This is a genomic window from Azospirillum agricola, from assembly GCF_020005195.1.
Taxonomy (GTDB): domain Bacteria; phylum Pseudomonadota; class Alphaproteobacteria; order Azospirillales; family Azospirillaceae; genus Azospirillum; species Azospirillum agricola.
The window spans coordinates 925,488-941,821 of sequence record NZ_JAIFZR010000005.1; the positions used below are offsets into that span (position 1 = coordinate 925,488).

The 16,334-nt window shown below is 69.6% G+C and carries 14 protein-coding genes; 1 reads left to right on the top strand and 13 read right to left on the bottom strand.

All coding sequences use genetic code 11. The features are described from left to right. Positions 1-182 precede the first annotated feature (182 nt). From infB to rimP, 4 genes are read right to left on the bottom strand one after another with little or no spacing between them, the layout of a single operon-like run. Entirely contained in the window at positions 183-2,993 is a 2,811-nt protein-coding gene (infB, locus tag JN22_RS19310; protein ID WP_085555492.1) for a translation initiation factor IF-2, read from the bottom strand. 21 nt (positions 2,994-3,014) lie between these two features. Beyond that, positions 3,015-3,812 (bottom strand): RNA-binding protein, encoded by a 798-nt coding sequence (locus tag JN22_RS19315; RefSeq protein ID WP_085555493.1) that lies wholly within the window; start codon positions 3,810-3,812, stop codon positions 3,015-3,017. 59 nt (positions 3,813-3,871) lie between these two features. After that, on the bottom strand, positions 3,872-5,410 hold the full coding sequence (nusA, locus tag JN22_RS19320) for a transcription termination factor NusA (RefSeq protein WP_085555494.1): 1,539 nt from the start codon (positions 5,408-5,410) through the stop codon (positions 3,872-3,874). A 50-nt stretch (positions 5,411-5,460) separates the two neighbouring features. Then, positions 5,461-5,952: a ribosome maturation factor RimP gene (gene rimP / locus JN22_RS19325; RefSeq protein ID WP_085555495.1), complete on the bottom strand. Its 492-nt coding sequence runs from the start codon at positions 5,950-5,952 to the stop codon at positions 5,461-5,463. Positions 5,953-6,202: 250 nt separating this feature from the next. Here rimP and JN22_RS19330 point away from each other — a divergent pair, with 250 nt between their 5' ends. After that, positions 6,203-6,520 carry an antibiotic biosynthesis monooxygenase family protein gene (locus tag JN22_RS19330; protein WP_085555496.1) on the top strand — a complete coding sequence of 106 codons (318 nt, stop codon included), beginning with the start codon at positions 6,203-6,205 and terminating at the stop codon, positions 6,518-6,520. A 96-nt stretch (positions 6,521-6,616) separates the two neighbouring features. Here JN22_RS19330 and trmB read toward each other — a convergent pair whose 3' ends face one another. From trmB to JN22_RS19375, 9 genes are all read right to left on the bottom strand, one after another. Beyond that, positions 6,617-7,348, bottom strand: a complete 732-nt coding sequence (gene trmB, locus JN22_RS19335; RefSeq protein ID WP_085555497.1) for a tRNA (guanine(46)-N(7))-methyltransferase TrmB — start codon at positions 7,346-7,348, stop codon at positions 6,617-6,619. A gap of 121 nt (positions 7,349-7,469) precedes the next feature. Continuing rightward, positions 7,470-8,639: a methionine adenosyltransferase gene (gene metK, locus JN22_RS19340; RefSeq protein WP_085555498.1), complete on the bottom strand. Its 1,170-nt coding sequence runs from the start codon at positions 8,637-8,639 to the stop codon at positions 7,470-7,472. A gap of 235 nt (positions 8,640-8,874) precedes the next feature. Further along, positions 8,875-9,369 (bottom strand): helix-turn-helix domain-containing protein, encoded by a 495-nt coding sequence (locus tag JN22_RS19345; protein ID WP_085555499.1) that lies wholly within the window; start codon positions 9,367-9,369, stop codon positions 8,875-8,877. A 124-nt stretch (positions 9,370-9,493) separates the two neighbouring features. Next, entirely contained in the window at positions 9,494-11,077 is a 1,584-nt protein-coding gene (gene lnt / locus JN22_RS19350) for an apolipoprotein N-acyltransferase (RefSeq protein WP_223677942.1), read from the bottom strand. A 177-nt stretch (positions 11,078-11,254) separates the two neighbouring features. After that, on the bottom strand, positions 11,255-12,190 hold the full coding sequence (locus JN22_RS19355; RefSeq protein WP_085555501.1) for a hemolysin family protein: 936 nt from the start codon (positions 12,188-12,190) through the stop codon (positions 11,255-11,257). Further along, positions 12,187-12,729 carry an rRNA maturation RNase YbeY gene (gene ybeY / locus JN22_RS19360; protein WP_085555502.1) on the bottom strand — a complete coding sequence of 181 codons (543 nt, stop codon included), beginning with the start codon at positions 12,727-12,729 and terminating at the stop codon, positions 12,187-12,189. Before ybeY ends, JN22_RS19355 begins: the two co-directional genes overlap by 4 nt. Further along, on the bottom strand, positions 12,729-13,799 hold the full coding sequence (locus tag JN22_RS19365) for a PhoH family protein (RefSeq protein WP_223677793.1): 1,071 nt from the start codon (positions 13,797-13,799) through the stop codon (positions 12,729-12,731). The genes ybeY and JN22_RS19365 overlap by 1 nt, the downstream gene beginning before the upstream one ends. Further along, entirely contained in the window at positions 13,796-15,217 is a 1,422-nt protein-coding gene (miaB, locus tag JN22_RS19370; protein ID WP_085555503.1) for a tRNA (N6-isopentenyl adenosine(37)-C2)-methylthiotransferase MiaB, read from the bottom strand. The genes JN22_RS19365 and miaB overlap by 4 nt, the downstream gene beginning before the upstream one ends. A 194-nt stretch (positions 15,218-15,411) precedes the next feature. Continuing rightward, complete coding sequence (locus JN22_RS19375) at positions 15,412-16,026, bottom strand: GNAT family N-acetyltransferase (RefSeq protein WP_085555504.1); 615 nt, start codon at positions 16,024-16,026, stop codon at positions 15,412-15,414. Positions 16,027-16,334: the final 308 nt, after the last annotated feature.

Below are 16,334 nucleotides of genomic sequence, written 5' to 3' on the forward strand. Positions count from 1 at the left end.
ACCGTGGTCAAGCCGCCCGGACAGTTTCCCAAGCCGGGACGGCTGTCCGGACCCGCGTCCGACGGAAGACGGAAGCGCGTCCCCCGCTTCCGAGGGGGAGAAGCGGAAAGCCCGCCCATCCCCGGCAGGACACCGGGAATGGACGGGCGATCCGAACAACCACCGCTCGCTTGGACGAGGCCTTACAGCTCGCGGGCGATTTCCTCGATCTCGAAGGCTTCGATCTGGTCGCCCGGCAGGATGTTGTCGTAATTCTCGAAGGCCATGCCGCACTCGTACCCTTCGCGGACCTCCTTGACCTCGTCCTTGAAGCGCTTGAGCGTCTTGAGCGTGCCCTCGTGGATGACGACGTTGTCGCGCAGCAGGCGGACACCCGCACCACGCTTGACGGTGCCCTGGGTGACCATGCAACCGGCGACCTTGCCGACCTTGGTGATGTTGAACACCTCGCGGATGGTCGCGTAGCCGATGAAGCGCTCGCGCAGCGTCGGGGACAGCAGACCGGTCAGCGCCGCCTTCACGTCGTCGATCACGTTGTAGATGATCGAGTAGTAGCGGATCTCGACGCCGTCGCGCTTGGCCAGATCGCGGGCCTGCGGGTTGGCGCGGACGTTGAAGCCGATGATCATCGCGTTCGACGCGTTGGCGAGCGTGATGTCGGATTCGTTGATCGCACCGACCGAGTTGTGCAGGACGCGGACCTTGACCTCGGTGTTGGTGGCCGTGAGCTTCTCCAGCGAGCTGGCGATGGCCTCGATCGAGCCCTGCACGTCGCCCTTGATGACGACCGGCAGTTCCTTGGCCTCGCCGGCCTGGATGCGGCTGAACATGTCCTGGAGCGAACCGCGCGCCGTGGCCGCGTTGCTCGCCTCGCGCTTCTTGCGCTGACGGAACTCGGCGATCTCGCGGGCACGGGCTTCCGATTCCACCACGGTGAAGTCGTCGCCGGCCAGCGGGGTGCCGTTCAGGCCCAGCACCTCGACGGGGACGGCGGGGCCGGCCTCGTTGACGTTCTGGCCGCGGTCGTTGATGAGCGCGCGGACACGGCCCCACTCGGCGCCGGTCACGAACACGTCGCCGACCTTCAGCGTGCCGCGCTGGACCAGCACGGTGGCGACCGAACCACGGCCGCGCTCCAGCTTCGCCTCGATGACGACGCCTTCGGCGGTGCGGTTGGCGTTGGCGCGCAGCTCCAGGATTTCGGCCTGGAGGAGGATGGCCTCCTCCAGCTTGTTCAGGTTGCGCTTGGCCTTGGCCGACACCTCGACGTCGAGCACGTCGCCGCCCATCTCCTCGACCACCAGCTCGTGCTGGAGCAGCTCCTGGCGGACGCGCTCCGGCTTGGCGTCCGGCAGGTCGCACTTGTTGATGGCGACGATGATCGGAACCTTGGCGGCCTTGGCGTGACGGATCGCCTCGATGGTCTGCGGCATGACGCCGTCGTTGGCGGCGACCACCAGCACGACCACGTCCGTGACGTTGGCGCCGCGGGCGCGCATCTCGGTGAAGGCCGCGTGGCCCGGCGTGTCGATGAAGGTGATCTTCGCACCCGACTCCAGCTGCACCTGATAGGCGCCGATGTGCTGGGTGATGCCGCCGGCCTCGCCCGACACCACGTCGGTCTGGCGCAGCGCGTCGAGCAGCGAGGTCTTGCCGTGGTCGACGTGGCCCATGATGGTGACCACCGGCGGACGCGACACCAGGACGGCGCCCTCCTCCTCGGTCGCCCGCAGGCCGATCTCGACGTCCGACTCGGACACGCGGCGGACGCGGTGGCCGAACTCGGTGATCAGCAGCTCGGCGGTGTCGGCGTCGATGGTCTGGTTGATCGTCGCCATGACGCCCATGCGCATCAGCGCCTTGATGACGTCCGCACCGCGCTCGGCCATGCGGTTGGCGAGTTCCTGGACCGTGATGACTTCCGGCAGCACGACGTCGCGGGTGACCTTGGCGGTCTCCTGGCGGCTCATCAGACGCAGACGCTCGCGTTCGCGGGCACGGCGGACGGCGGCCAGCGACCGGGTGCGGTCGCCGCCATCGTCGCTGAGCGCCTGCGACACGGTCATCTTGGCGCCCTTGCGGCGGTCGGCGCCGACGGGAGCCTTGGCGGCGGGCCGCGCCGGCGCGGCCTTGGCCGGGCCGGGGCCGCCACGGCCGCCCTTGCGGCGGTTGTCGTCCTCCTCCTCGGCGCGGGCCGGAGCCGCGGCGCCGGGCAGGGTGCGGCCGGGAGCGGCGTCCGAACCCGGACGGGCCGGAGCGGCCGACGAACCGGGGCGCGACTCGCCCGAGCGGGACGGGCCGGCACCGGCGGTGCGGGGGCCCGCACCGTCGCGGGCGCCGTCGCGGCGCGGAGCGGCGGCCTCGGCCTCGCGGCGCTTGGCCTCCTCGGCCTCCTTGCGCCGGGCTTCCTCTTCCTTGCGGCGGGCCTCGGCCGCCTCGGCGACCTTGCGCTCCTCCTCCTGGATGGCGCGCATCTCGGCCATCTCGCGCTCGCGGAGGGTCTCGGCGTCCAGGATGACGGGCGGGGCTTCCTCGACCGGGGCCGGCGGCGGGGCGAGCGCGGCGGCGGCAGCCGCCTCGGCGGCGGCGGCCTCGGCGCGGGCGGCCTCCTCCTCCGCGTCGATGCGGCGCTGCTCGTCGGCCTGCGCGGCACCCTGCAGGGCGCGCATGCGGGACGCCAGCTCCTCGCTGGTCAGCTTGCGGCCGGCGGTCGGGGCGCCACCGCCGCGGGGGCGCTGGCCGGCTCCGCCGCGGATGGGGAGGCCCTGGGCGGCTTGGCGCGCGGCGGCACCGCCGTCGGCGATGCCGGGCACGGCGCCCTTTTCAACATGACGCTTGCGCTTGACCTCGACGGTCACCGGTTTGGACCGGCCATGGGAGAAGCTCTGCCGGACCTGGGTCTCGACCGGCTTCTTCGACTCCAGCTTCCCTTTGCCGGCGCCGGAGTTGAGGTGCAAGACTTTCTTCTGGTCCTGGTCGTTGCTGTCGGTCATCGGTTCCCGAATGGTCAGACGTTACATCGCAGGCCGGCCGGCGCCATCGCCGACTCCCAAGCCCTTATCAGACATCCCCTGCTCACGTTGTTCGCAGGGGCCCTTCAGTCCTTTGAGGCGCGCCGCGTCACGAGCCAGCCCCTTGGCCAGCCTGCCCCGCGCCACCACCGCGTGCACCGCGTGATCGCGCCCCAGGGCGGCGGCCAGATCGGCCGACGCGAAGAGATCGATCACCGGCAGCGACGGCGCGAGCGCCGTCACCTTGCCGCGCTGGTCGAGCGAACCGTCGGCGGCCTCGACCAGAAGGGCTGGCGGGGGACCCGCGCGACCGACCTGGTTGACCTTCAACGCCTCGCGCACCTTCTCGTACCCGGCGAGAACGTGGCCCGCACGGCGGGCGAGGCCCAGACCGTTCAGACAACGCCGTTCCAGCAGCCGCTCCAGCCTTTCGGCCAGATCCGGCGGCACCCTCACCGCCCGGCGGGCGGCCTTGGCGAAGACGGACTTCCCCATGGCCTTCGCCAGCGCCGCCCGATCCGCCGTGACCCACAGGCCCCGGCCGGGCAGCGATTCCTCAAGGTCGGGAACCACCTCGCCGTCCGGCGCGATCACGAAGCGGATCATGCCGTCCTTGCGCTGCACGGCGTGCGAGACGATGCAGCGGCGCAGAGGCCCCTTCTCGTCGTCGGCCGGCAGATGTTCCCCCGCCCCGTCCCCGAACTCGTTCCCAAGCTCGTTCGTCGTCTCCGGCACCGCGCCCTCCCCCGTCTCGGGGGTGTCGGCGGCGTCCGGTGCCTGTGCGTCGTTCCGCGCGGTCATCCGTTCGTCATCCGCCTTCCGCGGTCCCAAAACCGATCAATCCCTGCACACCAGACCAATCAGGCCTGGGCGCCCTGCCCGTCCGCGGCGGTCGCACCGCCGGCCGGAGCCTCGCCGCCCTCACCGTCGAACCAGTGGGCGCGCGCGGCCATGATGATCTCGTTGGCCTCATCCTCGGTCGGGCCGTCCTTGCCGAGAATCTCGACCAGTTCGTCGCCCGCCAGATCGGCCAGATCGTCCAGCGTCTTCACGCCGGCCTCGCCCAGCTTCACGAGCTGCGACGCGGAGCAGCCGGTCAGCTCGGCGACCACGTCCTCGACGCCCAGCTCCAGCCGGCGGTCGTTGGCCTCGCTCTCGCGCACGTCCAGGAAGGCGAGCGCGCGCTGCTTCAGCTCGTCGGCGACCGACTCGTCGAAGCCCTCGATCTCGGCCAGCTCCTCGGTCTCGACGTAGGCGATCTCCTCGACCGAGGTGAAGCCTTCGGCGACCAGCAGGTGCGCGATCACGTCGTCGACGTCCAGCGCCTGCATGAACAGGCCGGAGCGGTTGTGGATCTCCTCGGAGCGGCGCTCCGATTCCTCGTTCTCGGTCAGGATGTCGATGTCCCAGCCGGTCAGCATCGAGGCGAGGCGGACATTCTGGCCGCGGCGGCCGATGGCCAGCGAGAGCTGGTCGTCGGGCACCACCACCTCGATGCGGCGGTTCTCGTCGTCGAGCACGACCTTGGCGACCTCGGCCGGGGCCAGCGCGTTCACGACGAAGGTCGCGGCCTCGCTCGCCCACGGGATGATGTCGATCTTCTCGCCCTGCAACTCGCCGACGACCGCCTGGACGCGGCTGCCGCGCATGCCGACGCAGGCGCCGACCGGATCGATCGAGCTGTCGTGGCTCAGCACCGCGATCTTGGCGCGCGAGCCCGGGTCGCGGGCGACCGCCTTGATCTCGATGATGCCGTCGTAGATCTCCGGCACTTCCTGCGCGAACAGCTTCGCCATGAACATGGGATGCGTGCGCGACAGGAAGATCTGCGGGCCGCGGGCTTCCTCGCGGACGTCGTAGATGTAGGCGCGGACGCGGTCGCCGTTCTTGAAATGCTCGCGCGGCAGCAGCTCGTCGCGGCGCAGGATCGCCTCGGCGCGGCCGAGATCGACGGTGACGTTGCCGTACTCGACGCGCTTGACCAGACCGTTGACGATCTCGCCGTTGCGGTCCTTGTATTCGTTGAACTGCCGCTTGCGCTCGGCGTCGCGCACCTTCTGCACGATGACCTGCTTGGCGGTCTGCGCGGCGATGCGGCCGAAATCGATGGGCGGCAGCGGATCGACCAGGAAGTCGCCGACCTTGGCGCCGGCCTTGCGGCGCTGCGCGTAGGGCAGGGTGACCTGCGTCGCCTCGTTCTCCACCGTCTCGACCACCTCCAGATGGCGGGTCAGATGGATGTCGCCGGTCTTGCGATCGATGCGGGCGCGGATGTCGTGCTCATGGCCGTACTTGGAGCGACCGGCCTTCTGAATCGCCTGTTCCATCGCCTCCAGGACTTCGTCCCGGTCGATGTTCTTTTCGCGGGCGACCGCGTCAGCGACTTGCAGCAGTTCCATCCGTTACACTTCCTGGCGGCGTGTGGTCTTGCGAAATGCCGGGCTGGGGATCAACCCTGCGCGTCCTGGCTGGCGCGGATCAGATCGTCCGTCAGAACCAGCTTGGCGCGCAGAATGTTGTCGAACTCCAACCGGGCGGCTCCCTGTTCGGTTTCGATGCACACGAGGCCGTCCTCGACGCCCTTCAGCATGCCCCGGAAGCGCTTGCGCCCGTCCGACGACGCCAGCCGGGTGTCCAGCTTGGCCTCGAACCCCGCGAAGCGCTCGAAATCCTTCAATCGGGTCAGCGGCCGGTCGATGCCGGGCGAGCTGACCTCAAGCGTGTAGGCGTCGCGAATGGGATCTTCCACGTCCAGCAGGGCCGACACGGAGCGGCTGATGTCGGCGCAATCCTCGACCGTCATGGCCGCGCCGTCGGCGCGCTCCGCCATGATCTGGAGGACCGCCCGCTGGCCGCCGGAGATCTGGACGCGCACGACCTCGTAGCCCATGGCCTCGACCGACGGCGTGATGATCTGTTCGATGCGACCTGTTGCGTCCATTCCACCTGACCCAAGCCTGCGGCCGGGATTGAACCGGACGAGGTTTCCATAGGCTGATAAAAAAATAAGTGGGCCGAAGCCCACCCGCAATGCGTCCCGCCGGCCCAGTTTCCCGGGCCGTCGATCCGTATGAGGTTCCGTGAGGGCTGAATATAGTCATTCCGCCCGTTCCCGCAAGCCTTTTCCCTGGCATTGCCCGGACGTGCAAGCGAGGTTGGCATCACGGGCAAGTTCTTCGGGGGAAAAAGGGATGATCCTGGAAGCGGCGCTGCTGACGATCGGGAAGGAACGGCGGGTGGAATTCGAACGGGCGATGGCCGAAGCACGGCCCTTGATCGCCGCCACCCCCGGCTTTCGCGGCATGGAGCTGCGGCCTTGTCTGGAGGATGCCGGCCGTTACCTGCTGCTCGTCCGGTGGGACCGGCTGGAGGACCACACGGAGGGCTTCCGCGGCTCGGACCGCTACGCGGGATGGAAGCAACGGCTCCACCACTTCTACGACCCGTTCCCGGTCGTCGAGCATTTCGCCGAGCCGGTGGTCGCGGCGCCGGATCCGGCCAGCCCGTAACCCCTACAGCACCTCATGACCGTGCCTGGCACGGTCATCACAGGCGTCCGCATGGATGACCGGGACGAAGCCCGGTCATGACGGGAAGGCAGAGCCTCACCCCCGCGGCTTGCGGACGAAGCGCAGGAACACCGGCTTGCGGCCGGCGGCGATGGCCTTCTCCTCGTAGCGGGTCGCCGGCCAGTCGGCCGGGCGGACGCGCCAGTCGGACGGGACCCGCGCGGTCCACTCGAAATCCGGGTGCTTGACCGTGTGCTCCAGCATCCAGCGAACCAGCCCCATGTCGTCGCTGGCCAGCCGCAGCTCAGCTCCGTCCTTCAGGACGCGGGCGAGGCGGGGCAGATTCTCCGGCCCGATGAAGCGGCGGTCGGCGTGGCGCTTCTTCGGCCAGGGATCGGCGAACAGCACGAAGGCCCGGCCGATCGAGGCGTCGGGCAGGGCGTCGAGCAGCGGGCGGGCGTCGTCGGGCAGCACCCGCACATTCCCCAGCTTGTCGTCGTCCAGCAGACCGAGCAGGGCGGCGACGCCGTTGACGAAGGGCTCGGCGCCGATCAGCCCGATCTCCGGGTTGTGGCGCGCCTGCCAGGCGAGGTGATGGCCGCTGCCGAAGCCGACCTCCAGCCAGACGTCCTGCGCCGGTTCGGACTGTCCGGGCCGGGTGAACAGGGCCTGCGGGTCGACGCGCTCGCCGGGCTTCGGCACCGGGATCTCCAGCGTCGGCAGCAGCGTGTCGAGCAGTTCGGTGCGGCGCTTGCGGAGCGGGCGCCCCTTGCGGCGGCCGAAAAGACGGTTGGACGAATCGGCGGAATCGAAGGGTTGGTCGGTCATGACGTCGCGGCGCGCTTTTCGATGAACGGGGGATGTCGGGGGCAGGGGAAGGCAGGGCCCTCAAAACAAAGCAGGGGCCGTCGCCGGCCCCTGCTGTCGTCTCGTCGGGTGAGGACCCGGCTCAGCGGAAGGCGCTGCGCAGGTCGGCCACCAGATCGGTCTTCTCCCACGAGAAGCCGCCGTCCACATCCGGCTCGCGGCCGAAATGGCCGTAGGCGGCGGTGCGGGCGTAGATCGGCTTGTTCAGGCCCAGATGCGTGCGGATGCCGCGCGGGCTGAGATCGACCAGCTGCTGGAGGATCTCCGACAGGCGGTCCTCGTCGACGTTTCCGGTGCCGTGGGTGTCGACATAGACCGACAGCGGCTTCGACACGCCGATGGCGTAGGACACCTGGATCGTGCACTTCTCGGCCAGTTCCGCCGCGACGACGTTCTTGGCGAGGTAGCGGGCGGCGTAGGCGGCCGAACGGTCGACCTTCGTCGGATCCTTGCCGGAGAAAGCGCCGCCGCCGTGCGGGGCGGCACCGCCATAGGTGTCGACGATGATCTTGCGGCCGGTCAGGCCGGCGTCGCCGTCCGGGCCGCCGATGACGAAGCGGCCGGTCGGGTTGACGTACAGGTTCGCCTCGTCGCACATCCAGCCCTGCGGCAGGCAGTTGACGATGTGCGGACGGACGATCTCGCGCACGGCGTCCTGGTCCAGCCCTTCGGCGTGCTGGGTCGAGAGCACGATGGCGGTGGCGCCGACCGGCTTGCCGTCGACGTAGCGCAGCGTGACCTGGCTCTTGGCGTCGGGCCCGAGCTGGGGAGCGGCGCCGGAGTGGCGGGCCTCGGCCAGCGACTTCAGGATGGCGTGGGAATAATAGATCGGGGCCGGCATCAGCGCCGGGGTCTCGCGGCAGGCATAGCCGAACATGATGCCCTGGTCGCCGGCGCCTTCATCCTTGTTGCCGGCGGCGTCGACGCCGACCGCGATGTCGGCGGACTGGGAGTGGACGAGGCACTTGACGTCCATCTTCTCCCAATGGAAACCGTCCTGCTCGTAGCCGATGTCCTTCACCGCGGCGCGGGCGACCTCGACCAGCTGGTCAACCTTGATGCTGTCGGGGCCGCGGACTTCGCCCGCCAGCACGACCTGGTTGGTGGTGGCGAGCGTCTCCACCGCGACGCGGGCCTGCGGGTCGTGCGACAGATACAGATCGACAATGGCGTCCGAGATGCGGTCGCAGACCTTGTCGGGATGGCCTTCCGACACGGATTCGCTGGTGAAGACGTAGTTAAGCTTGGCCACGGGGAACCTCGGCTTTTCGCGGTGCGCTATTTCACAAGTCGAAACGACAGATCGGTACAGCGCCCGCAGGACACCGACCCAACCCGGTATTTGACAAGGATTCCCGCCGCGGTCAAGCAAACTCCCGACTGCCCGTGTCCTTGACCTGGGACGATCACGGACATCCACCAAGACAACGAATGGGGAATGCGGCCGAGCTTCGCATTCCCCCTTCGGTGGGGCTCATGGCGCGCCGTTATTCCGCCGCTTCGGCGACGGCCGCGTTGGCGACGGCCTTGGTCAACTCGAACAGGCGCTTGCGCACCGACGGGTCGTTGATCTTGTAGTAGGCGCGGACCAGCTCCAGCGTCTCGCGCTTGGCCATCGGGTCCGGCTCGTAGCCGCCGGTCGGCCGCTCTTCCGAACCCGCCGCGTCATCCTCGTCGTCCACGCGGGCGGCGGCAGCCTCGGCCGGCATGTCGTCGAAGAAGAAGGACACCGGAACGTCCAGGACGCGGCTGAGGTCGAACAGGCGCGACGCGCCGATGCGGTTGGCGCCGCGCTCGTACTTCTGCACCTGCTGGAAGGTCAGGCCGATGGCCTCGCCCAGCTTCTCCTGGCTCATACCCAGCAGCGTCCGACGCAGACGGACGCGCGATCCGACATGCACGTCGATCGGGTTCGGCTTTCCGGTCTTCGGACGGCCGGCGCCCGCACGGCGCCCGCGCGGCGCCCCAGTAGCTGCTTGCATCTCGTTTATCCCTGTAACAGTTGTGCAACTTTGATACGACATATCCACGTATGCAGTCAAGCCCGCGTCCTCGCTTCCCTGGCGCGTGGCCACGGCCACGCCCGGGTTGCGCCGGCGGCATCGGTCAACGGTGATATCGAGAGAGCATCGCTCCGAGAAAACAACCCAGAAGCATTAGGCCGAAAATCATGTCCCCGACACGCCCATAGAGCGTGGTTCCAGGCGGCGCTTTCGGCAATGTGGTGTCGATGATCCCTCGTTCACCCAGACCAAGCGACTTTGTCACACGCCCGTAGGCGTCCACCAGCCCGGAAATACCCGTATTGGCAACTCGGACAAGCGGCAGACCTTCCTCCACCGCGCGAACCTGGTTGATCGCGAAATGCTGGTGCGGTCCGGCGGTGCGGCCGTACCACGCGTCGTTGGTCAGGTTGAGCAGCCACTGCGGCCGGTTGTGGGGATCGGTCACGGCGCCGGGGAAGATGCCCTCGTAGCAGATCAGCGGGCTGACCGGCGGGATGCCGTTCAGGCGCAGCGTCGTCGGGCCGGGACCGGGGGAGAACTCGGCCCCGTTGCCGGCGATGGCGCCGACCGGCAGCCAGCGGCGCAGCGGCATGTATTCGCCGAAGGGCACCAGATGGAACTTGTCGAAGGAGCCGGCCACGGCGCCGCTGCCGTCGAGCGCCACGAGGCTGTTGTAGTAGCGCCGCTCGCCCTCCGCGTCGACCGCGCTGCGCGGGGCGCCGGTGATCAGCAGACCGCCGGAGGGGACGACCGACCCCAGCACCTGCCGCACCCGCGCGTCGCCGTCCAGGAAGAAGGGAACCGCGGTTTCCGGCCAGATGACGTGGGTGACCGGCTCGGCCGAGGGCGTGGCGGAAAGATCGAGGTGAAGCTGGACGTTCTTCTCGCGCTCGCCGGGGGCCCATTTCAGGCGCTGGTCGATGGCCGCCTGGACCAGCCGCAGCCGCACGCCCGGAACCGTCTCGTCCGACGCGGTGGCAAGCCGCCACGCCCCCCAGCCGGCCAGCGCCGCGAACAGCGCCAGCCCGGCGGCCAGCGCCGTGCCGGCGCGGCGCGGCCGGATGCCCGGATCGGGCAGGGCGGCGGGCAGGGACGCGACCAGCACGGTCAGCAGGGTCAGGCCGTAGATGCCGACCAGCGACACGCTTTGCAGGACCGGCGGCACCCCGACCCAGCCATAGCCGAGCAGGTTCCAGGGAAAGCCGGTGAAGACGTGCCCGCGCAGCCACTCGAACAGCGCCCAGCAGGCGGCGAACAGCAGCGGTCCCGCCAACCCGGCGCCGAGACCCCGCGCGCGCAGGGCATGGAACAGCCAGGCCGCGCCGCCGGTGAACATCGCCATCAGGATCGGCAGGCCGGCGGCCGACAGCGGCAGCGCCCACCAGAAGCGCTCGATGTCGGTGAACAGGGCGGCGCTGACCCAGTAGAGCCCGAGCAGATGATGGCCGAAGCCGAAGAACCAGCCGATGGCGAAGGCCCGCCGCCCGGTCGCGGCGCCGCCCAGCAGCCAGATCAGCCCCGGAAAGGCGACCAGCAGCAAGGGCAGGGCGTAGGCGGGGGGCAGGGCGAGGGTGGCGAGTCCGCCCAGCGCCGCTGCCATGGCCAGCCGCCGCCAGCCGGTGAGCGACGCGAGACGCGCGGACACACGGCCCAGCCGGGCCGGAACGGGCAGCGTGTCGGTCACGGTCAAAAGGGAAAACTCCGGCAGCGGCAGAGGCAACGCTGCCCATAAGTGGTGCCGCGCGGAGAGGCTGCAAGCCCGATCAAGGACTTGCCCCCGCTCCAGCCCACCCCTGCGGCGCAGGGGAGGGTCGAAGCGGGGGCATGGCTCGCGGCGTTGCGTGGAACGTCCGGAGGACGGTCAGGCCGTCTCGGCGAGATCGGAGCTGTTCGCCGGCGCGTTGCGCACGCGCAGGCGCTTCAGGCGGCGGGAATCCGCCTCGACGATCTCGAATTCGAGGCCCGACGGGTGGATCAGCATCTCGCCACGCGCCGGCACCCGGCCGGCGAGCGAGACGACCAGACCGCCCAGCGTCTCGATGTCCTCGCGCTCCTCCTCGGTCAGCACCGGGCCGACGCGCTCCTCGAAATCCTCGATGGGCAGGCGGGCGTCGGCGATCAGGCTGCCGTCGGGGCGTTCGACCAGGCGCGGCGCGGATTCCTCGTCGTGCTCGTCCTCGATCTCGCCGACGATCTCCTCGACCAGATCCTCGATGGTGACGAGGCCGTCGATGCCGCCGAACTCGTCCACCACCAGCGCCAGATGGCGGCGGCTCTGCCGCATCTGCACCAGCAGGTCGAGCACCGGCATGGAGGGGGCGACGATCTTGACGTCGCGGACGATGCCCTTCAGGTCCGCCTCGGCGGCGTTGCCCTGGGCCTGCCGGGCCATCACCGACAGCACGTCCTTGATGTGGATGACGCCGACGACGTCGTCGAGCGTCTCGCGGTACACCGGCAGGCGGGAATGCCCCTCCTCGGCGACCTTCTGGACCAGCGCGGGAAGCGGCGTGTCGATGTCCACCGCGATGATGTCGGCGCGCGGCACCATGACGTCGGCCACGGTCGTCTCGCGCAGCTTCAGGATGTTGGTGAGCAGCGCGCGTTCGCCGGCCCCCACCGAACCCTCCTCCTCGTCCAGGTCCCCGATCAATTCCTCGATCGTGGCGCGGAGCGTGGAGTCGCCACGCCCGCCCCAGACGGTGCGGACCCACCCCTTGACGAGGTGCCCCAGGGAATTCTGCTCTTCTTCGGCCCCGTTCTCACGGGGCGTCCGACTGTCGGAAATTTCGCTCATCGGTCCGGCGGTTCATGGTTGGTCGGGTCCGCTCCGTCCGGACTGTCCGGCAGGAGACGGTTGGCGGCGTACGGATCGGCGATGCCGAGATCGGCGAGCAGCCGGGTTTCCAGCGCCTCCATCTCCTCGGCCTCGTCGTCCGTCTCGTGATCATACCCCAGCAGATGCAGAACACCATGCACCACAAGGTGGGTCATGTGGTCCGCCGGGGCCTTGTTCTGTTCGGCGGCCTCGCGCCGGACCGTCTCGAAGGCGAGGATGACGTCGCCCAGCAGGACGGGCGCGCCCTCCACCGGTTCCGGCTCGTCGGCCTCGGTCAGGGCGAAGGACAGCACATTGGTCGGCTTGTCCTTGCCGCGGTAGTCGCGGTTCAGCTGGTGGACCAGCGCGTCGTCGGCCAGCACGACCGACAGTTCGGCCGGGCCATCCTCCTCGTCGTAGATGGCGGCGAGCGCGGCGAGCGCGGCCTTCTCGGCCAGCCATTCGGCGTTCTCGGCCCAGTCGCCGGCCTCGCGGGATACGGTGACGTCCACGGCCATCACGGCGTTCCCTCCCCGTTGGAGGTTGGTCTCGGCACCGGCCGCGCGGCCTCGGCCCGCCCATTCTCCAGCTTCTGGGCGTCGGCGCGGTCGTAGGCGCGGATGATGCGGGCGACCATCGGGTGGCGCACCACGTCGGCGTCGGTGAAATGGACAAAGCGGACGCCCTCGACCCCCTTCAGGATGTCGAGCGCGTCGCGCAGGCCCGACCGGGTGCCCGACGGCAGGTCGATCTGCGAGATGTCGCCGGTCACCGCCATGCGTCCGCCCTCGCCCAGCCGGGTGAGGAACATCTTCATCTGCATCGGCGTGGTGTTCTGCGCCTCGTCGAGGATGACGAAGGCGTTGCCGAGCGTCCGGCCGCGCATGAAGGCGAGCGGCGCGATCTCGATCTCGCCGGATTCCAGCCGCTTCTTCACCTGCTCGGCCGGCAGCATGTCGTGCAGCGCGTCGTAGAGCGGGCGCAAGTAAGGATCGACCTTCTCCTTGAGGTCGCCGGGCAGGAAGCCCAGCCGCTCCCCCGCCTCGACCGCCGGGCGCGACAGCACGATGCGGTCGACCTGGCCGGTGGTCAGCAGCGCCACCGCCTGGGCCACCGCCAGATAGGTCTTGCCAGTGCCGGCCGGCCCCAGCCCGAACACCAGCTCGCTTTCCGCCAGCGCCTGGAGATAGGCCGCCTGCATCGGCGAGCGCGGGGTGATGGCGCCGCGCTTGCGGGTGCGCAGCGTGATCTCCGCCCGCGTGATCCCGCTGCCGCCCCCGGCCCCGCCAGCCGCCCGGGCCTCCTCGGCGCCGGGCGAGGTCGCCATGCGGACGGCGCCGTCGACCTCGCCGGGACCGACCGCCATGCCGCGCGTCAGACGCTCGTACAGCGAGTCCAGCGCGGCCCGCGCCGCCTCGGCGGCGTCGGGCGGGCCGGACACGGTCAGCGTGTTGCCGCGCGAGATCAGCGACACACCCAGCAGGGTCTCGATGCGGGCGAGGTGGCGGTCATGCTCCCCGTACAGCATCGGCAACAGCCGGTTGTCCTCGAACTGGACGTCGATCCGCCGGTCGGGCTGGCCGTTCAAGCGCTTGCCTCCAGGGAATGGGCGGGCTGGGAATGGGCCGTCGTGCTGTGCTCGCCGGTGACGACGACGCCGGTCAGGCTGCTGGGCCGCGCCTCGACGATGCGGACCTCGACGATGCGGCCGAGCAGCCGCTCGTTCGCCTCGGCGTGGACCGACTGCATCCACGGGCTGCGGCCGAGCAGCTGCCCGTCGCGCCGTCCGACGCGATCGAACAGCACTTTCATCGTGCGGCCGACGAAGCCGTGGTTGAAGGCGACCTGCTGCGCGCCGATGAGCTGCTGGAGGGCGGCGAGGCGTTCCTCCTTCACAGGCTCCGGCACCTGCCGGTCCTCCAACGCCGCCGGGGTGCCGGGGCGCGGGCTGTACTTGAAGCAGTAGGCCTGGGCGTAGCCGACATCCGAGACCAGCTTCAGCGTCGCCGCGAAGTCGGCGTCGCTCTCGCCGGGGAAGCCGACGATGAAGTCGCCGGACAGCGCCAGATCCGGGTTGACCGTCTTCAGACGGTCGACGAGGCGGCGGTAATCGTCGGCGCTGTGCTTGCGGTTCATCGCCGCGAGGATGCGGTCCGACCCCGACTGCACCGGCAGATGCAGGTACGGCATCAGCTGCGGCACCTCGGCATGGGCGCGGATCAGCTCCTCGTCCATGTCGCGCGGGTGCGAGGTGGTGTAGCGGATGCGCTCCACCCCGTCGATCTCCGCCAGCTCGCGGATCAGCCGGCCCAGCCCCCAGGTCGAGCCGTCGGGACCGTCGCCGTGCCAGGCGTTGACGTTCTGGCCGAGCAGGCTGATCTCGCGCGTGCCGCCGGCCGCCAGCCGTTTCGCTTCCAGAAGGATCTGCGCGGCCGGCCGCGAGAATTCGGCGCCGCGGGTGTAGGGGACGACGCAGAAGGTGCAGAACTTGTCGCAGCCCTCCTGCACGGCGAGGAAAGCGGCGGCCCCCTGGCTGACCGCCTCCTCGGGCAGGAAGTCGAACTTGGATTCGGCCGGGAAATCGGTGTTCAGCACGCTGCCGGCGGCGCGGGTCGCCTTGGCGACCATCTCCGGCAGGGTGTGGTAGGTCTGCGGGCCGAAGACCATGTCGACGAAGGGGGCGCGGGCGACGATCTCCTCGCCCTCGGCCTGGGCGACGCAGCCGGCGACGGCGAGGATCATCCGGCCGTCGCCGGACGAGTCCGCGGCGGTCCCCCCGGCGGCGGCGGCCTTCTCGTCCTTCAGGATGCGCAGGCGGCCAAGCTCCGAGAAGACCTTCTCGGCGGCCTTCTCTCGGATGTGGCAGGTGTTGAGGATCACCATGTCGGCGCCGTCGGGTTCATCGACCGGACGGTAACCCAGCGGTGCCAGGACGTCCGCCATGCGGGCGGAGTCGTAGACGTTCATCTGGCAGCCCCAGGTCTTGATGAACAGCTTCTTGCTCAACCCGCTCCCTTCCGCACAAAAACGAATAGCGCGCTCACACCGGACGGTGTGGCGCGCGCGGCGCCGGTCCGCCGGAGCCGCTCATCGCGTGATGGTAGCACAGGCGGGGCGAATCGAGTCAATGCTCGTCCGTCCCGCCGATCATCCCACAGATCATCCTGGGCCACGGGTCATCCGGAGCCGGGGGTCCGCCGTCACGCGGCGCCGACCGCCATGTCGGCCCACATCCGGTCGCGCCAGGTCCGGGAGAAGAGAAAAGACAAGGGTGCCGCCGCCTCCGTCGCCGCCGGCAGCGCCGGAACCGCCGTTTCCGCCCGCCCGATCATGCCGGACGCGCCGTCCAGCGCGCCCTCGACCAGCTCCAGGCCGAGCAGCCGGTCCATGTCCACCGGACCCGGCATCTGCATGCCGAGCGTCAGGTTCCGCGTGAAGCCGAACCGCTCGTAGTAGGGGGCGTCGCCGACCAGGATGACGGACTTGTAGCCGAGCGCGATGGCCTTGTTCAGGCTCATCCGGATCAGCTTGCTGCCCAGCCCGCCGCCCTGGAGATGCCCCGCCACCGCGATGGGGCCGAGCAGCAGGGTCGGGGTGACGCCGCCGACCAGGACCGGCCAGTAGCGGATGGTGCCCTCCAGGATCTCGTTGCCGTGCTCGTCGTGGTCGATGGCGACGAGGTTCAGCTCGGGGATCGAGCCGACGCCGTCCCGCAGCCGGTAGGCGGTCTTCTGGAGCCGGCCGGGGCCGAAGGACGCGTCGAGCAGGGCTTCGATGACGGGCGCGTGCCTGGGCTGTTCGGTGGTGATGATCATATGCGATGGCTCCCGGTCGGAAGAGGGTCTTCTCAGAGCGGGTCGCGCCGTCGCCGGAGGCCGGGGATCAGGTCCCTTCGATGCCTTTGGCGTTCGCACGCGACCCAAGGACGGCCGCACCCGCGTTCTGCGGTGCGAGGCTCCGTCGTCGGATGCGAAGGGCGTGCGAACGAGACATGTGGAAGGCTCATCGGCCGTTGCTGGGACTTGCGCATATATCATCGGCACCCCCCCGTCGCAAGACCGTGTTGGCCCCAGGGGAACGCATGACTGCATCAATCTGCGCGCGTGCTTTTCCGGCACTTTCC